At 61.5% G+C, this 16269-nt stretch carries 12 protein-coding genes; all 12 read left to right on the top strand.

Going from position 1 to position 16269, the window contains the following annotated elements; all coding sequences use genetic code 11:
- The first annotated feature begins 71 nt into the window (after nt 1-71).
- The 12 genes from bamA (at nt 72) to kdsA (ending at nt 16197) form a co-directional block, all read left to right on the top strand.
- On the top strand, nt 72-2447 hold the full coding sequence (gene bamA / locus AO356_RS06010) for an outer membrane protein assembly factor BamA (protein ID WP_060738996.1): 2376 nt from the start codon (nt 72-74) through the stop codon (nt 2445-2447).
- Between the two features lie 45 nt (nt 2448-2492).
- Nucleotides 2493-2996 (top strand): OmpH family outer membrane protein, encoded by a 504-nt coding sequence (locus AO356_RS06005; RefSeq protein ID WP_003184901.1) that lies wholly within the window; start codon nt 2493-2495, stop codon nt 2994-2996.
- A gap of 3 nt (nt 2997-2999) precedes the next feature.
- The gene (lpxD, locus tag AO356_RS06000) at nt 3000-4055 is read left to right on the top strand and encodes a UDP-3-O-(3-hydroxymyristoyl)glucosamine N-acyltransferase (protein ID WP_060738995.1); all 1056 of its coding nucleotides are present in this window, start codon (nt 3000-3002) and stop codon (nt 4053-4055) included.
- Between the two features lie 105 nt (nt 4056-4160).
- Entirely contained in the window at nt 4161-4601 is a 441-nt protein-coding gene (fabZ, locus tag AO356_RS05995) for a 3-hydroxyacyl-ACP dehydratase FabZ (protein ID WP_003184897.1), read from the top strand.
- Nucleotides 4598-5374 (top strand): acyl-ACP--UDP-N-acetylglucosamine O-acyltransferase, encoded by a 777-nt coding sequence (gene lpxA, locus AO356_RS05990; RefSeq protein ID WP_053118863.1) that lies wholly within the window; start codon nt 4598-4600, stop codon nt 5372-5374. The genes fabZ and lpxA overlap by 4 nt, the downstream gene beginning before the upstream one ends.
- Before the next feature lie 2 nt (nt 5375-5376).
- Nucleotides 5377-6507, top strand: a complete 1131-nt coding sequence (gene lpxB, locus AO356_RS05985; RefSeq protein WP_060738994.1) for a lipid-A-disaccharide synthase — start codon at nt 5377-5379, stop codon at nt 6505-6507.
- Nucleotides 6504-7157, top strand: coding sequence for a ribonuclease HII (gene rnhB, locus AO356_RS05980; RefSeq protein WP_060738993.1), 654 nt, complete (start codon nt 6504-6506; stop codon nt 7155-7157). The genes lpxB and rnhB overlap by 4 nt, the downstream gene beginning before the upstream one ends.
- Nucleotides 7158-7358: 201 nt before the next feature.
- On the top strand, nt 7359-10880 hold the full coding sequence (gene dnaE / locus AO356_RS05975) for a DNA polymerase III subunit alpha (protein ID WP_060738992.1): 3522 nt from the start codon (nt 7359-7361) through the stop codon (nt 10878-10880).
- A 149-nt stretch (nt 10881-11029) separates the two neighbouring features.
- Nucleotides 11030-11977, top strand: a complete 948-nt coding sequence (locus tag AO356_RS05970) for an acetyl-CoA carboxylase carboxyltransferase subunit alpha (protein ID WP_060738991.1) — start codon at nt 11030-11032, stop codon at nt 11975-11977.
- A gap of 135 nt (nt 11978-12112) precedes the next feature.
- Nucleotides 12113-13441: a tRNA lysidine(34) synthetase TilS gene (tilS, locus tag AO356_RS05965; RefSeq protein WP_060738990.1), complete on the top strand. Its 1329-nt coding sequence runs from the start codon at nt 12113-12115 to the stop codon at nt 13439-13441.
- A gap of 274 nt (nt 13442-13715) precedes the next feature.
- A complete protein-coding gene (locus tag AO356_RS05960; RefSeq protein ID WP_003184880.1) occupies nt 13716-15347 on the top strand; it encodes a CTP synthase in 1632 nt (543 codons plus the stop codon).
- Nucleotides 15348-15351: 4 nt separating this feature from the next.
- Nucleotides 15352-16197: a 3-deoxy-8-phosphooctulonate synthase gene (gene kdsA, locus AO356_RS05955; protein ID WP_060738989.1), complete on the top strand. Its 846-nt coding sequence runs from the start codon at nt 15352-15354 to the stop codon at nt 16195-16197.
- The last annotated feature ends 72 nt before the right edge of the window (nt 16198-16269 follow it).

Here is a 16269-nt window from a genome sequence, read left to right as displayed (position 1 = left end):
TTCGCTGAATTGCGAATCTGCCGCATTTTGCGGCAGTTTGTTTATTGCCAGTTGGAATAAGAAAGGACTTCATGAAACGTCTGCTGCTAACTGCGGTTCTCACCGTATTGATGATCGCCGAAGTTCACGCCGAGTCCTTCACTATCTCTGATATTCGCGTCAATGGCCTCCAGCGGGTCTCCGCGGGTAGCGTCTTTGGTGCCTTGCCGTTGAACGTCGGCGAGCAGGCGGATGATCGGCGCCTGGTGGAATCCACGCGTGCGCTGTTCAAGACCGGCTTCTTTCAAGATATCCAGCTGGGCCGTGACGGCAATGTCCTGGTCATCACGGTAGTCGAGCGCCCGTCGGTCGCCAGTATCGAGATCGAAGGCAACAAGGCGATCTCCACCGAAGACCTGATGAAGGGCCTCAAGCAGTCCGGCCTGGCCGAAGGCGAGATCTTCCAGCGTGCCACCCTCGAGGGCGTGCGTAACGAGCTGCAGCGCCAGTACGTTGCCCAGGGCCGCTACTCGGCCACCGTCGACACCGAAGTGGTGCCGCAACCGCGCAACCGCGTCGGCCTGAAGGTCAACATCAACGAAGGCACCGTGGCGGCCATCCAGCATATCAACGTGGTGGGCAACACGGTGTTCCCGGATGAAGACCTGATCGACCTGTTCGAACTCAAGACCACCAACTGGCTGTCGTTCTTCAAGAACGACGACAAGTACGCCCGTGAAAAGCTCTCCGGTGACCTGGAGCGCCTGCGTTCCTACTACCTGGACCGTGGCTACATCAACATGGACATCGCTTCGACCCAGGTGTCCATCACCCCGGACAAGAAGCACGTCTACATCACCGTCAACGTCAACGAAGGCGAGAAGTACACCGTTCGCGACGTCAAGCTCAGCGGTGACCTGAAGGTTCCCGAGGACCAGGTCAAGTCGCTGCTGCTGGTACAGAAGGGTCAGGTGTTCTCGCGCAAGCTGATGACCACCACCTCCGAGCTGATCACCCGCCGCCTGGGTAACGAGGGCTACACCTTCGCCAACGTCAACGGCGTGCCGCAGCCGCACGATGAAGACCACACCGTCGACATCACGTTCGCCGTGGACCCGGGCAAGCGTGCCTACGTCAACCGCATCAACTTCCGTGGCAACACCAAGTCCGAGGACGAAGTGCTGCGCCGTGAAATGCGCCAGATGGAAGGTGGCTGGGCGTCGACCTACCTGATCGACCAGTCCAAGACCCGCCTGGAGCGCCTGGGCTTCTTCAAGGAAGTCAACGTCGAGACACCGGCCGTGCCGGGCGTCGATGACCAGGTCGATGTGAACTACAGCGTCGAAGAGCAGGCTTCCGGCTCGATCACCGCCAGCGTCGGTTTTGCCCAGAGCGCCGGCCTGATCCTCGGTGGCTCGATCACCCAGAACAACTTCCTGGGTACCGGTAACAAGGTCAGCATCGGCTTGACCCGTAGCGAATACCAGACCCGCTATAACTTCGGTTTCGTGGACCCCTACTGGACCGCTGACGGCGTGAGCCTGGGCTACAACGCCTTCTACCGCACCACCGACTACGACGAGCTGGACTCTGACATCTCCAGCTATGCGGTGGACAGCTACGGTGTCGGCGCCAACATCGGCTACCCGATCAGCGAGACCTCGCGCCTGACCTTCGGCCTCACCGCCCAGCAGGACAAGATCAACACCGGTCGCTACACCGTCGACGAGATCTTCGACTTCGTTAACAAGGAAGGCGACAGCTACCTGAACTTCAAGGCGTCCGCCGGCTGGTCCGAGTCGACCCTGAACAAGGGCGTGCTGGCGACCCGTGGCCATTCCCAGAGCCTGGTGTTCGAAACCACCACCCCTGGCAGTGACCTGTCGTTCTTCAAGCTCGACTACCGTGGCCAGTTGTTCCAGCCGCTGTCTGACAACTACACCATGCGCCTGCACACCGAGCTGGGCTATGGTGACGGCTACGGCTCGACCGATGGCCTGCCGTTCTACGAGAATTACTACGCCGGTGGTTTCAACTCGGTACGTGGCTTCAAGGACAGTACCCTGGGCCCGCGCAGTACGCCGAGTCAGGGCAATAACCCGGGCACCATTAGAGACCCGGACCAGGATCCACTGCCGTTCGGTGGCAATGTCCTTATCCAGGGTGGCCTTGAGGTGCTGTTCCCAATGCCGTTCGTCAAGGATCAACGCTCCCTGCGTACCTCGGTATTCTGGGACGTGGGTAACGTTTTCGATTCAAGTTGCAGTGACACCACCAACGCCAACGGCACCAAGTCCGACACAAAGTGCAACGACATCAGCCTGAGCAACCTGGCCAGTTCCGTCGGTGTGGGCGTGACTTGGGTCACCGCGCTGGGTCCTTTGAGTTTCGCGCTGGCGATGCCGATCAAGAAGCCGGATGACGCTGAAACCCAAGTGTTCCAATTCTCCCTCGGCCAGACGTTCTAAGCGTCTGACCCATGACAACGACAATGGATTTTGTAGGAGTGCATCGTGCGTAAGTTGACTCAATTGGTTCTCCTGGCGACCGTACTGGTCGCCGGTCCGGCTTTTGCCGACATGAAGATTGCCGTGCTGAATTATCAGATGGCCCTGCTGGAATCCGACGCGGCGAAGAAGTACGCCGTGGATGCGGAGAAAAAATTCGGCCCGCAACTGACCAAGCTCAAAGGCCTGGAAAGCAGCGCCAAGGGCATCCAGGATCGTCTGGTCGCCGGTGGCGACAAGATGGCCCAGGGCGAGCGCGAGCGTCTGGAGCTTGAATTCAAGCAAAAGGCCCGTGACTTCCAGTTCCAGTCCAAGGAGCTGAACGAAGCGAAAGCCGTTGCCGACCGCGAAATGCTCAAGCAACTCAAGCCGAAGCTCGACAGCGCCGTGGAAGAAGTCATCAAGAAAGGTGGTTTTGACCTGGTGTTCGAGCGTGGCGCAGTGATCGATGTCAAGCCTCAATACGACATCACGCGCCAGGTTATCGAGCGCATGAATCAGCTGAAGTAATCCATGACAGCGACCATCAAGCTTGGCCAGTTGGCCGAGTTCCTCGGCGCCACCCTGCGTGGCGACCCGGAGAAGGCAATTACTGGGCTAGCCACTTTGCAAGAGGCTGGCCCAGCTCAGTTGAGCTTCCTGGCAAATCCTCAGTATCGCAAGTATCTGGCCGATAGCCGGGCCGCCGCGCTGTTGCTCAAGGCTGCCGATGCCGAAGGGTTTGCCGGCGACGCCCTGATCGTGCCCGATCCGTACCTGGCGTATGCGCGAATTTCCCATCTGTTCGATCCCAAGCCCAAGTCGGCTGCTGGTATTCATCCCAGCGCGGTGATCGCGGCGGATGCCGTGGTCGATCCCACGGCCAGCGTCGGTCCGTTCGTGGTCATCGAAAGTGCGGCCCGCATTGGTGCGGGCGTCACGCTGGGTGCCCATTGCGTCATTGGCGCACGCAGCGAGATCGGCGAAGGTGGCTGGCTGGCCCCACGGGTCACCCTGTACCACGATGTGCGCATCGGCAAGCGGGTGGTGATCCAGTCCGGCGCCGTGCTGGGTGGCGAAGGGTTCGGTTTTGCCAACGAGAAAGGCATCTGGCAGAAGATCGCCCAGATCGGTGGCGTCACCATTGGCGATGACGTGGAAATCGGCGTCAACACCGCGATCGACCGCGGGGCCCTGGCCGACACGGTCATCGGCAATGGCGTCAAGCTCGACAACCAGATCCAGATCGCCCACAACGTCCAGGTCGGTGACCACACCGCCATGGCCGCCTGCGTGGGCATCTCCGGCAGCACCAAGATCGGCAAGCACTGCATGCTCGCCGGTGGCGTGGGCCTGGTGGGCCATATCGACATCTGTGACAACGTGTTCCTGACCGGGATGACCATGGTGACCCACTCGATTACCGAGCCGGGTGCCTATTCTTCCGGCACAGCCATGCAACCGGCAGCCGAATGGCGCAAGAGCGCGGCGCGTATCCGCCAGCTCGACGACATCGCGCGGCGCCTCAAGCAGGTGGAAAAGCGTGTAGGGGACGTGACCCCTGGCGGCAATGCTTCATCAGATGGCTGATACCATTTCCATATCAAGTGTGCACAGCCGTTAGGGCATCTTGATTTGCTAGCGGAGTGCGCGTCACTCGTGCGCTCCCAATCTTTACATAGGCTTCCCCCCGAAATGATGGACATCAACGAGATTCGCGAATACCTGCCTCACCGTTACCCGTTCCTGCTGGTGGATCGGGTGGTGGACCTGGACGTTGAAGGCAAGCGCATTCGCGCCTATAAGAATGTCAGCATCAACGAGCCGTTCTTCAATGGTCACTTCCCCGCGCATCCAATCATGCCGGGCGTCCTGATCATCGAGGCGATGGCCCAGGCTGCCGGGATCCTTGGTTTCAAAATGCTCGACGTCAAGCCTGCCGACGGCACGCTCTATTACTTCGTCGGTTCCGACAAGCTGCGCTTTCGCCAGCCGGTCACCCCGGGCGACCAGTTGATCCTCGAAGCCAAGTTCATCAGTTGCAAGCGCCAGATCTGGAAATTCGAATGCCAGGCTTCGGTCGACGGCAAGCCAGTCTGCTCCGCTGAAATCATCTGTGCGGAACGCAAACTATGAGTTTGATTGACCCTCGCGCAATCATCGATCCGACGGCCGTCCTGGCCGCCGATGTCGAGGTCGGCCCGTGGTCGATTGTCGGCGCAGGTGTGGAAATCGGCGAGGGTACGGTGATCGGTCCCCACGTAATTCTCAAGGGGCCGACCCGGATTGGTCGGCACAACCGCATCTACCAGTTTTCTTCGGTAGGCGAGGACACGCCCGATCTCAAGTACAAAGGTGAAGAAACCCGTCTGGTCATCGGCGATCACAACGTGATCCGCGAAGGCGTGACGATTCACCGTGGCACCGTCCAGGATCGTTCCGAAACGACCCTGGGCGACCACAACCTGATCATGGCTTACGCACACATCGGCCATGACAGCGTGATTGGCAACCACTGCATCCTGGTCAACAACACCGCGTTGGCCGGCCATGTACACGTGGACGATTGGGCCATCCTGTCCGGGTTCACCCTGGTGCACCAGTATTGCCATATCGGCGCCCACAGCTTCTCTGGCATGGGCACCGCCATCGGCAAGGACGTCCCGGCCTATGTCACGGTGTTCGGCAACCCGGCCGAAGCCCGCAGCATGAACTTCGAAGGCATGCGCCGTCGTGGTTTCAGCGAAGAGGCGATTACAGCCCTGCGTCGCGCCTACAAGGTGGTGTACCGCCAGGGCCTGACCGTCGAACAGGCGCTCGCCGAACTGGCCGAGGCGTCGGCGCAATACCCGGAAGTCGCGATCTTCCGCGACTCCATCCAGTCTTCGACCCGCGGCATCACTCGCTGACCATGGCTAACGTGCGCGTTGCACTGGTGGCGGGAGAGGCTTCCGGTGACATTCTGGGCGCGGGTCTGATGCGAGCGCTCAAGGCGCAGCACCCCGCGGTTGAGTTCATCGGGGTCGGTGGGCCGTTGATGCAGGCCGAAGGCCTGACCTCCTATTTTCCGATGGAACGCCTGTCAGTGATGGGGCTGGTGGAAGTGCTCGGTCGCTTGCGCGAGCTGCTGGCACGGCGCAAGAAACTGATCCAGACCCTGATCGAAGAAAAACCGGATGTGTTCATCGGCATCGATGCGCCGGATTTCACCCTCACTATCGAACTCAAATTGCGTCAGGCCGGGATCAAGACCGTGCACTACGTCAGCCCGTCGGTCTGGGCCTGGCGGCAGAAGCGGGTGCTGAAGATCCGCGAAGGCTGCGACCTGATGCTGACGCTGCTGCCGTTCGAGGCCAGGTTCTACGAAGAGAAGGGCGTGCCGGTGCGGTTTGTCGGGCACACCCTGGCCGATACCATTCCCCTGGAAGCCGACCGCGAGGCCGCCCGCCAGGCGTTGGGCTTGCCCGACGGGCCGCTGGTGGCCTTGATGCCCGGCAGCCGGGGCGGCGAAGTGAGTCGCCTGGGTGGCCTTTTTTTCGACGCCGCCGAACGCCTTCTGGCGCTGCGCCCTGGTGTGCGTTTTGTCCTGCCGTGTGCCAGCCCGCAGCGTCGCGTCCAGCTGGAAGCCCTGCTGGTCGGTCGCGATTTGCCGGTGACGTTGCTCGACGGCCGTTCCCACGACGCGTTGGCGGCCTGTGATGCGGTGTTGATTGCCTCCGGCACTGCTACCCTTGAGGCGTTGTTGTACAAACGCCCGATGGTGGTCGCTTATCGCCTGGCGCCGCTGACGTTCTGGATTCTCAAGCGCATGGTCAAGAGCCCCTACGTGTCCTTGCCGAACCTGCTGGCCCAACGCCTGTTGGTGCCGGAGCTGCTGCAGGACGATGCGACCGCCGAGGCGCTGGCCAGCACGCTCTCGCCCTTGATCGACGGCGGCGAGGAACAGACTCGCGGCTTTGACGAAATTCACCGTACCCTGCGTCGCGATGCCTCCAACCAGGCGGCTGACGCGGTACTGACCCTGATTGGCGCAAAACCATGAGCAACGTAAAGCTACAGATGGGCCTGGACTTCAACCTGGTTGCCGAAGTGGAAGAACTGGTGGCCGGTGTCGATGAAGTGGGGCGCGGCCCATTGTGCGGCGCGGTGGTGACGGCGGCGGTGATTCTCGACCCGAACCGGCCGATCCTGGGGCTCAATGATTCGAAGAAGCTCACCGAAGCCCGTCGCGAAAAACTCTACGACGAAATCTGCGAGAAAGCCCTGAGCTGGTGCATCGCCCGGGCCGAAGTCGAAGAGATCGATGAACTCAATATCCTCCACGCCACCATGCTCGCCATGCAGCGTGCGGTGCAGGGCCTGCACATCACGCCGAAGCTGGCGATGATCGATGGCAATCGCTGCCCGAAACTGTCGATGCGCGCCGAAGCGGTCATCCAGGGCGACGGCAAGGTGCCGGCCATCGCGGCGGCCTCGATCCTGGCGAAGGTCAGTCGTGACCGGGAAATGGCGGCTTTCGAATTGATCTACCCAGGCTACGGCATCGGCAGCCACAAGGGCTACCCGACCCCCGTTCATCTGGAAGCCCTGGCGCGCCTGGGGCCGACGCCGATCCACCGGCGCTCGTTCGCCCCGGTGCGGCTGGCTTATGAAGCCCGTGATGGCTTGATCGAAAGCGAGAGATTCGCCTGACTCATTGTGGCGAGGGAGCTTGCTCCCGCTTGGGTGCGAAGCGCCCATAAGAAGGGGGCAGCTGCGCAGCCCAGCGGGAGCAAGCTCCCTCGCCACGGATTCAATCGCTTCAAAGAGCGGTATGGGTTGCAGGCTGATGTTTTACCCAAGGCCCGGTACAATCCGGGCCTTGTTGTTTTCATGACTTAACGCAGGATCACTATGCCGGCTTCATTCGTTCATCTACGCCTGCACACTGAATACTCCCTGGTCGACGGTCTGGTGCGGATCAAGCCCCTGGTCAAGACCCTGGTGGGCATGAACATGCCTGCCGTGGCGGTTACCGACCAGAACAACATGTGCTCGCTGGTCAAGTTCTACAAGGCCGCCATGGGCGCCGGGATCAAGCCGATCTGTGGCGCCGACCTGTGGTTGTCGAACAAGGACCCGGACGCGCCGCTGAGCCGTATCAGCCTGTTGGCGATGAACGCCGTGGGGTATCGCAACCTCACCGAGCTGATCTCCCGCGGTTTTATCGATGGCCAGCGCAACGGCTCGATCATCATCGAGCGCGAGTGGGTGGCCGAGGCCAGCGAAGGGCTGATCATGCTGTCGGCAGCCAAGGAAGGTGAAATCGGCCTGGCCCTGCTCAGTGGCAATCCCGACGAAGCCGAGACCCTGGCCCGTGACTGGATGGCGGTGTTCCCGGACCGCTTCTACATCGAGGTGCAACGCACCAACCGTCCCAATGACGAAGAGCACCTGCATGCCGCCGTGGCCCTGGCGGACAGGATCGGCGCGCCGCTGGTGGCGACCAACGACGTGCGGTTCATCAAGCGGGAAGATTTCGAAGCCCACGAAACACGGGTCTGCATCGGTGAGGGCCGCGCCCTCGACGACCCGCGTCGGTCGAAGAACTACAGCGACCAGCAATACCTCAAGAGCGCCGAGGAAATGGCCGAGTTGTTCAGCGACTTGCCCGAGGCGCTGGAAAACACCGTCGAGATCGCCAAGCGCTGCAACATCGAAGTGAAGCTGGGCAAGCACTTCCTGCCCAACTTCCCGATTCCCGATGGCATGACCATCGACGAATATTTCCGCAAAGTCTCCTTCGACGGCCTCGACGAACGCCTCCGTGTCCTGTTGCCCAAGGACACCACCGAAGATTACGAAGCCAAGCGCCAGGTCTATGTCGATCGGTTGAATTTCGAGCTGGATATCATCATCCAGATGGGTTTTCCCGGTTACTTCCTGATCGTGATGGACTTCATCCAGTGGGCCAAGAGCAACGGCGTGCCGGTGGGCCCTGGCCGTGGATCGGGTGCCGGGTCGCTGGTGGCCTACGTGCAGAAGATCACCGACCTCGACCCACTGGAATATGACCTGCTGTTCGAACGTTTCCTCAACCCGGAACGGGTATCCATGCCCGACTTCGACGTCGACTTCTGCATGGACGGCCGCGACCGGGTCATCGACTACGTGGCCGAGAAATATGGCCGCAACGCGGTAAGCCAGATCATCACCTTCGGTTCCATGGCCGCCAAGGCGGTGGTGCGTGACGTGGCGCGGGTGCAGGGCAAGTCCTACGGTCTGGCGGATCGCCTGTCGAAGATGATTCCCTTCGAAGTCGGCATGACCCTGGAGAAGGCCTATGAGCAGGAAGAAATCCTGAGGGACTTCATCAAGGTCGACGAAGAGGCCGCGGAAATCTGGGAGATGGCCCGCAAGCTCGAAGGCGTGGTGCGTAACGTCGGCAAGCACGCCGGGGGCGTGGTCATCGCGCCGACCAAGCTGACGGACTTCTCGCCGATCTATTGCGATGAAGAAGGCGACGGCCTGGTAACCCAGTTCGACAAGGACGACGTCGAGGCGGCGGGCCTGGTGAAGTTCGACTTCCTCGGCCTGCGGACCCTGACGATCATCGACTGGGCGTTGAAAACCATCAACCGCGACCGGGCCAAGGTCGGCGAAGAGCCGCTGGACATTGCCTTCATCCCGCTGGACGACAAGCCGACCTACAGCCTGTTGCAAAAAGCTGAAACCACGGCGGTGTTCCAGCTTGAATCCCGGGGCATGAAGGAGCTGATCAAGAAGCTCAAGCCCGACTGCCTGGAAGACCTGATCGCACTGGTGGCCCTGTTCCGTCCGGGGCCCCTGCAATCGGGCATGGTGGATGACTTCATCAACCGTAAGCACGGTCGCGCCGAGCTGGCGTACCCGCACCCGGATTATCAGTACGACGGCCTCAAACCGGTGCTGGCCCCGACCTACGGCATCATCCTGTACCAGGAACAGGTGATGCAGATTGCCCAGGTGATGGCCGGCTACACCCTCGGCGGCGCGGACATGCTGCGTCGAGCCATGGGTAAGAAAAAGCCCGAGGAAATGGCCAAGCAGCGCGGTGGTTTCATCGAAGGTTGCGCGAACAACGGCATCGATGCGGACCTGGCGGGCAACATCTTCGACCTGGTGGAAAAATTCGCCGGCTACGGCTTCAACAAATCCCACTCCGCCGCCTATGGCCTGGTGTCGTACCAGACGGCATGGTTGAAGGCCCATTACCCGGCGCCATTCATGGCTGCGGTACTGTCGGCGGATATGCACAACACCGACAAGGTCGTGACCTTGATCGAAGAAGTGCGGACCATGAAGCTGCGCCTCGACGCACCGGACGTGAACGCTTCGGAGTTCAAGTTCACGGTGAACGACGAAGGCCGCATCATCTATGGCCTCGGCGCGATCAAGGGCGTGGGCGAGGGGCCGGTGGAAGCCATCACCGAAGCGCGCCAGGACGGGCCGTTCAAGGACCTGTTCGATTTCTGCGCGCGGGTTGACCTCAAGCGCATCAACAAGCGCACCCTTGACGGTTTGATCCGCAGTGGCGCCCTGGACCGGCTCGGGCCTTACTTCCAGGATGAGCCCAAGGCCTACCAGGCCAACATCGACCGCAACCGCGCGGTGTTGCTGGCGGCGATGGAGGAGGCGATCAAGGCCGCCGAACAGACCGCCCGTACCCACGACAGCGGCCACGCCGACCTGTTTGGCGGGCTGTTCGTCGAGGAGGACGCCGATGTCTACGGCAACCATCGCAAGGCCAAGGAACTGACCCTCAAGGAACGCCTCAAGGGTGAAAAAGACACCCTGGGCCTGTACCTCACCGGTCACCCGATCGACGAATACGAAGGCGAGATCCGCCGCTTCGCCCGCCAGCGCATCATTGACCTCAAGCCGGCGCGCGACACCCAGACGGTCGCCGGCATGATCATCGCCCTGCGGGTGATGAAAAACAAAAAGGGCGACAAGATGGGCTTCATCACCCTCGACGACCGCTCCGGGCGCATCGAGGCGTCACTTTTCGCCGATGCGTTCCATTCGGCGCAGTCGCTGTTGCAGACCGACGCGATGGTGGTGGTGGAAGGCGAGGTCAGCAACGATGACTTCTCCGGTGGCCTGCGGTTGCGGGTCAAGCGGGTGATGAGCATGGAAGATGCCCGTACCAACCTGGCCGAGAGCCTGCGCCTGAAGTTGCAGACCCAGGACCTCAAGGGCGATCAGCTACGCTGGTTGGGCGAATTGTTCAAGCGCCATCGCGGTGCCTGTCCGATCACCATGGAGTACGTACGCCCCGATGCCAAGGCCGTGCTGCAGTTCGGCGAAGGCTGGCGGATCGATCCGGCGGATGCGTTGATTCAAGCCTTGCGTGACCAGTTCGGCAAAGACAACGTCTTCCTCCAATACCGTTGACGGCCAGGGGCCACTGTTGAAACCGGAATGCCCCTGATCTCGACCTGAATTTTTAATCTCGACCTGAACGCGCCTCTCCCTTAAGGTAGGCGCGAATAGACAACCGGCCGGCCCAAGCTCTCTTGGACGTCGACCCAAGACGGACGCCTATGAACCCGAATTTTCTAGATTTCGAACAGCCGATCGCCGACCTGCAAGCCAAGATCGAAGAGTTGCGCTTGGTCGGTAATGACAATTCGCTGAATATCGGCGATGAAATCTCTCGTCTGCAGGACAAAAGCCGCACGCTGACCGAAGACATCTTCGGCAAGCTCACCAGCTGGCAGATCGCTCGCCTGGCACGTCACCCGCGTCGTCCCTACACCCTGGACTACATCGACCACATCTTTACCGAGTTCGATGAGCTGCATGGCGACCGTCACTTCTCCGACGACGCCGCGATCGTCGGCGGCGTTGCCCGTCTGGACGAGCAGCCAGTGATGGTGATCGGTCACCAGAAAGGCCGCGAAGTCCGCGAGAAGGTGCGCCGCAACTTCGGCATGCCGCGTCCGGAAGGCTACCGCAAGGCGTGCCGCCTGATGGAGATGGCCGAGCGCTTCAAGATGCCGATCCTGACCTTCATCGACACCCCGGGCGCCTACCCGGGCATCGACGCCGAAGAGCGCAACCAGAGCGAAGCGATTGCCTGGAACCTGCGCGTCATGGCACGCCTGAAAACCCCGATCATCGCCACCGTGATTGGCGAGGGTGGTTCCGGCGGTGCGTTGGCCATCGGTGTCTGCGACCAGTTGAACATGCTGCAATATTCCACTTATGCGGTGATCTCGCCGGAAGGCTGCGCCTCGATCCTGTGGAAAACTGCCGAGAAGGCGCCGGATGCCGCCGAGGCCATGGGCATTACCGCCGAGCGTCTCAAAGGCCTCGGCATCGTCGACAAAGTGATCAACGAGCCCGTGGGCGGCGCCCACCGCGACCCGGCTGCGGCGGCGGCACTGATCCGCGCCGAGCTGAGTTCCCAGCTGTCGATGCTCAAGAAGTTCGACAACGACGCGCTGCTGGCCCGTCGCTACGAGCGGTTGATGAGCTACGGTCTCTGATCCAAGCGCTGTACCCCTGTGTGGGAGCGAGCTTGCTCGCGATAACGGTTTAACATTCAACAGATAAGTTGACTGATACACCGCCAATCGCGAGCAAGCTCGCTCCCACATTTGATTTGTGTGAGGCCAGTTTCTATGAATCAGCCCAGGATCGACCTGCCCACCCGGCTCCTCACACAGCTATCCCCCTGGCGCAACGCCGCCACCTGGCGCATCGCCTTCTCCGGCGGCCTCGACTCCACCGTCCTGTTGCACCTGCTCGCGACCCTTTCGCAACACCACGTCCTGCCCGCGTTGAGTGCTATCCATGTGCATCACGGCCTTCAGGCAGTGGCCGAGGCGTGGCCGGATCATTGCCGTTCGGTCTGTGCGGCTCTTGGCGTACCGCTGGACGTGGTGAATGTACAAGTGCGCCCTGGCGCCAGTATCGAGCGTGCTGCCCGGGAGGCGCGTTATGGCGCGTTCGTGGCGGCCCTCCATGGCAATGAAGTGCTGCTCACCGCCCAGCATCGTGATGACCAGGCCGAAACCTTGTTGTTTCGCCTGCTGCGGGGGGCAGGGGTGAGGGGTTTGGCGGCGATGCCACGGCAGCGACCTTTGGGTCTGGGGCATCTGCTGCGGCCGTTGCTCGAGGTGTCCCGTGCCGAGCTGCAAGCCTATGCGACGCAACAGGGCTTGAGCTGGATCGACGACCCGTCCAACGATGATCACCGGTACGCGCGCAACTACCTGCGCCAGCGGGTTTTTCCAGTGCTGGCCGCACACTGGCCGCAAGCCTCGGCGACCCTGGCCCGAAGTGCTGCACACATGGGTGAAGGCCAAGGCTTGCTGGACGACTTGGCGCGGATCGACTTGGCCCAGGTCGTGACGCCAGATGCGTTCGACTGGCTTGGGCTGCCATCGCTGGTGCTGGCGCCGTTGCGGGCGTTGTCGCCGGCCCGTCAGCGCAACGCGTTGAGCCACTGGCTGGCACCCCTGACCCTGCTGCCCGACAGCGATCACTGGGTGGGCTGGGACTCGTTGCGCGATGCCGCGGACGATGCCCGGCCCATCTGGCGCCTGGCCGGCGGCGAGCTGCACCGGGCCGCCGGGCGGGTCTGGTGGTTATCCGACCACTGGCTATGTTCGCTGCCAGGCCCCGTCGACTGGGCAGATCCGGCGCTGCCGCTGCCCTTGCCGGGCAACGGTCAGGTGGTGCTTATCGGCCAGCCGCCTGCGGGGCGGGTTAGCGTGCGCTATCGTCAAGGCGGCGAGGTGCTGGCGTTAGCGAGTCGTGGTCATCGTGATCTCAAGCGTTTGCTCAATGAAAAGGGCGTGCCGGCGTTCGTTCGCGGCCGATTGCCGCTGCTCTATCAAGGCGAGCAATTGCTGGCGGTGGCCAACCTGGCCGGGCTCGACACACCCGCTGATGGCAGTTGGCAATTGATCTGGACGCCAGGAAACCAAGATCTGGGTTTGAGCTGAAAGGGGCTTTCCGGTAGACTACGCTCCCTTCTTGATACAACTTCTGTGGATTCGCCTGAATTGCAGGAGTTGCCGATTACCAAGCAGTCTTTGCTGGGCGATTCCAAAAAATGTGTAGCGAGCAACGTACCGGTGATTTCACTTCCGGTCTGTCCCAACGCGGCGGTTTTTTTGAAAGGTGCACTGTGATTAATGCAGGTGATCGGGGGCTTCGGCCTTCCTTCGCTTTCCCCGGCGGCTCGGACCGCTTTAACGCAGACTTCTAGGGTTTTTCATGACGCGCTACATATTCGTCACGGGCGGTGTTGTTTCTTCATTGGGGAAAGGCATTGCCTCGGCTTCATTGGCGGCCATCCTGGAGGCGCGGGGACTTAAGGTCACCATGCTCAAGCTGGACCCGTACATCAACGTCGACCCGGGCACCATGAGCCCGTTCCAGCACGGTGAAGTGTTCGTCACCCACGACGGCGCCGAGACCGACCTGGACCTGGGCCACTACGAGCGGTTCATCCGCACGACCATGACCCAGAACAACAACTTCACCACCGGCCGTGTCTACGAGCACGTGCTGCGCAAGGAGCGTCGTGGTGACTACCTGGGCGCGACCATCCAGGTCATCCCGCACATCACCGACGAAATCAAGCGCCGCATCATCAAGGGTGCCGGCGACGCCGACGTGGCGATGGTCGAAATCGGCGGGACCGTGGGCGATATCGAGTCCCAGCCGTTCCTCGAAGCCATCCGCCAGCTGCGTTTCGAAATCGGCGCCAAGCGCGCGATGCTGATGCACCTGACCCTGGTCCCGTACATCGCCACTGCTGGCGAAACCAAGACCAAGCCGACCCAGCACTCGGTCAAGGAACTGCGTTCCATCGGCCTGCAGCCGGACGTGCTGATCTGCCGCTCCGATCACCCGATCGACATCTCGTCGCGTCGCAAGATCGCCCAGTTCACCAACGTTGAAGAGCGCGCGGTCATCGGCCTGGAAGACGCCGACACCATCTACAAGATCCCGGGCATCCTGCACTCCCAGGGCCTGGACGATTTCGTCGTCGAGCGCTTCGGCCTGCAGTGCGCCGGTGCCGACCTGTCCGAATGGGACGCCGTGGTCGATGCCAAGCTCAACCCGGAGCACGAAGTCACCATCGCCATGGTCGGCAAGTACATGGAGTTGCTGGACGCCTACAAGTCGCTGATCGAGGCGATGAGTCACGCCGGTATCAGCAACCGCACCAAGGTCAACCTGCGCTACATCGATTCCGAAGACATCGAGAACCAGGGCACCGGCCTGCTCGAAGGCGCCGATGCGATCCTCGTGCCGGGCGGTTTCGGCCTGCGGGGCGTGGAAGGCAAGATCACCGCCGTGCAATACGCTCGCGAAAACAAGGTGCCTTACCTGGGGATCTGCCTGGGCATGCAAGTGGCGGTCATCGAGTTCGCCCGTAACGTGCTGGGCTGGAAAGACGCCAACTCCACCGAGTTCGATCGCGCCAGCGGCCATCCGGTCGTGGGCCTGATCACCGAGTGGGAAGATGCCACCGGCGCTGTGGAAGTGCGCACCGAAAGCTCGGACCTGGGCGGCACCATGCGTCTGGGCGCTCAGGAATGCCTGCTCGAAGCCGGCTCCAAGGTGCACGATTGCTACGCCAAGGATGTGATCGTCGAGCGTCACCGTCATCGCTACGAAGTGAACAACAACCTGCTGCCGCAACTGATCGAGGCCGGCCTGAAGATCTCCGGTCGTTCCGGTGATGGCGCGCTGGTGGAAGTGGTCGAGTCCCCGGACCATCCGTGGTTCGTCGCCTGCCAGTTCCACCCTGAGTTCACCTCGACGCCACGGGACGGTCATCCGCTGTTCAGCGGTTTCGTGAAGGCCGCTTTGGCTCAACACCAGAAAAAGGCATAAGACGATGGCCCAGAAGATCATCCGCGTCGGCGACATCGAAATTGCCAATGACAAGCCCATGGTGCTGTTCGGCGGCATGAACGTGCTGGAAAGCCGCGACATGGCGATGCAGGTCTGCGAGGAATACGTGAAGGTGACCCAGAAACTGGGTATCCCTTACGTGTTCAAGGCCAGCTTCGACAAGGCCAACCGCTCGTCCGTGACGTCCTACCGTGGCCCGGGCCTGGAAGAAGGCATGCGGATCTTCCAGGACATCAAGCAAGCCTTTGGCGTGCCGATCATCACCGACGTCCACGAGCCTGCCCAGGCCGCGGTCGTCGCCGAGGTCTGCGACATCATCCAGTTGCCGGCCTTCCTGTCGCGCCAGACCGACCTGGTGGTGGCGATGGCCAAGACCGGTGCGGTGATCAACATCAAGAAAGCCCAGTTCCTCGCGCCCCAGGAAATGAAGCACATCCTGAGCAAGTGCGAAGAGGCCGGCAATGACCAGTTGATCCTCTGCGAGCGTGGCTCGAGCTTCGGCTATAACAACCTCGTAGTGGACATGCTCGGCTTCGGCATCATGAAGCAGTTCGAGTACCCGGTGTTCTTCGACGTGACTCACGCCTTGCAGATGCCCGGTGGTCGTTCCGACTCCGCTGGCGGTCGTCGCGCCCAGGTCACCGATCTGGCCAAGGCGGGCATAAGCCAGTCCCTGGCCGGCCTGTTCCTCGAAGCCCATCCCGATCCGGACAACGCCAAGTGCGACGGCCCTTGTGCCTTGCGCTTGAACAAGCTGGAACCTTTCCTGTCTCAGCTCAAGGCATTGGATGAGCTGGTCAAGGGTTTTCCGACGATAGAAACCGCGTAACGCGGTTTTCTCCGGTAAAGTACCGCTCGATTATCGCTCTGGCCTGCTGGCCGCACTGCTCTTGTGGGAGCA

Source organism: Pseudomonas fluorescens, from assembly GCF_001307275.1.
GTDB classification, from domain to species: Bacteria; Pseudomonadota; Gammaproteobacteria; order Pseudomonadales; family Pseudomonadaceae; genus Aquipseudomonas; species Aquipseudomonas fluorescens_AA.
The sequence above is the reverse complement of the archived record's forward strand: the minus strand, read 5'-3'. Positions and strand labels throughout refer to the sequence as shown.

Bases quoted from the DNA above. Each gene is read 5' to 3' on its own strand.
- bamA (WP_060738996.1), top strand. From the start codon at position 72: ATGAAACGTCTGCTGCTAACTGCGGTTCTCACCGTATTGATGATCGCC.
- lpxD (WP_060738995.1), top strand. From the start codon at position 3,000: ATGACAGCGACCATCAAGCTTGGCCAGTTGGCCGAGTTCCTCGGCGCC.
- fabZ (WP_003184897.1), top strand. From the start codon at position 4,161: ATGATGGACATCAACGAGATTCGCGAATACCTGCCTCACCGTTACCCG.
- lpxA (WP_053118863.1), top strand. From the start codon at position 4,598: ATGAGTTTGATTGACCCTCGCGCAATCATCGATCCGACGGCCGTCCTG.
- lpxB (WP_060738994.1), top strand. From the start codon at position 5,377: ATGGCTAACGTGCGCGTTGCACTGGTGGCGGGAGAGGCTTCCGGTGAC.
- rnhB (WP_060738993.1), top strand. From the start codon at position 6,504: ATGAGCAACGTAAAGCTACAGATGGGCCTGGACTTCAACCTGGTTGCC.
- dnaE (WP_060738992.1), top strand. From the start codon at position 7,359: ATGCCGGCTTCATTCGTTCATCTACGCCTGCACACTGAATACTCCCTG.
- AO356_RS05970 (WP_060738991.1), top strand. From the start codon at position 11,030: ATGAACCCGAATTTTCTAGATTTCGAACAGCCGATCGCCGACCTGCAA.
- tilS (WP_060738990.1), top strand. From the start codon at position 12,113: ATGAATCAGCCCAGGATCGACCTGCCCACCCGGCTCCTCACACAGCTA.
- AO356_RS05960 (WP_003184880.1), top strand. From the start codon at position 13,716: ATGACGCGCTACATATTCGTCACGGGCGGTGTTGTTTCTTCATTGGGG.
- kdsA (WP_060738989.1), top strand. From the start codon at position 15,352: ATGGCCCAGAAGATCATCCGCGTCGGCGACATCGAAATTGCCAATGAC.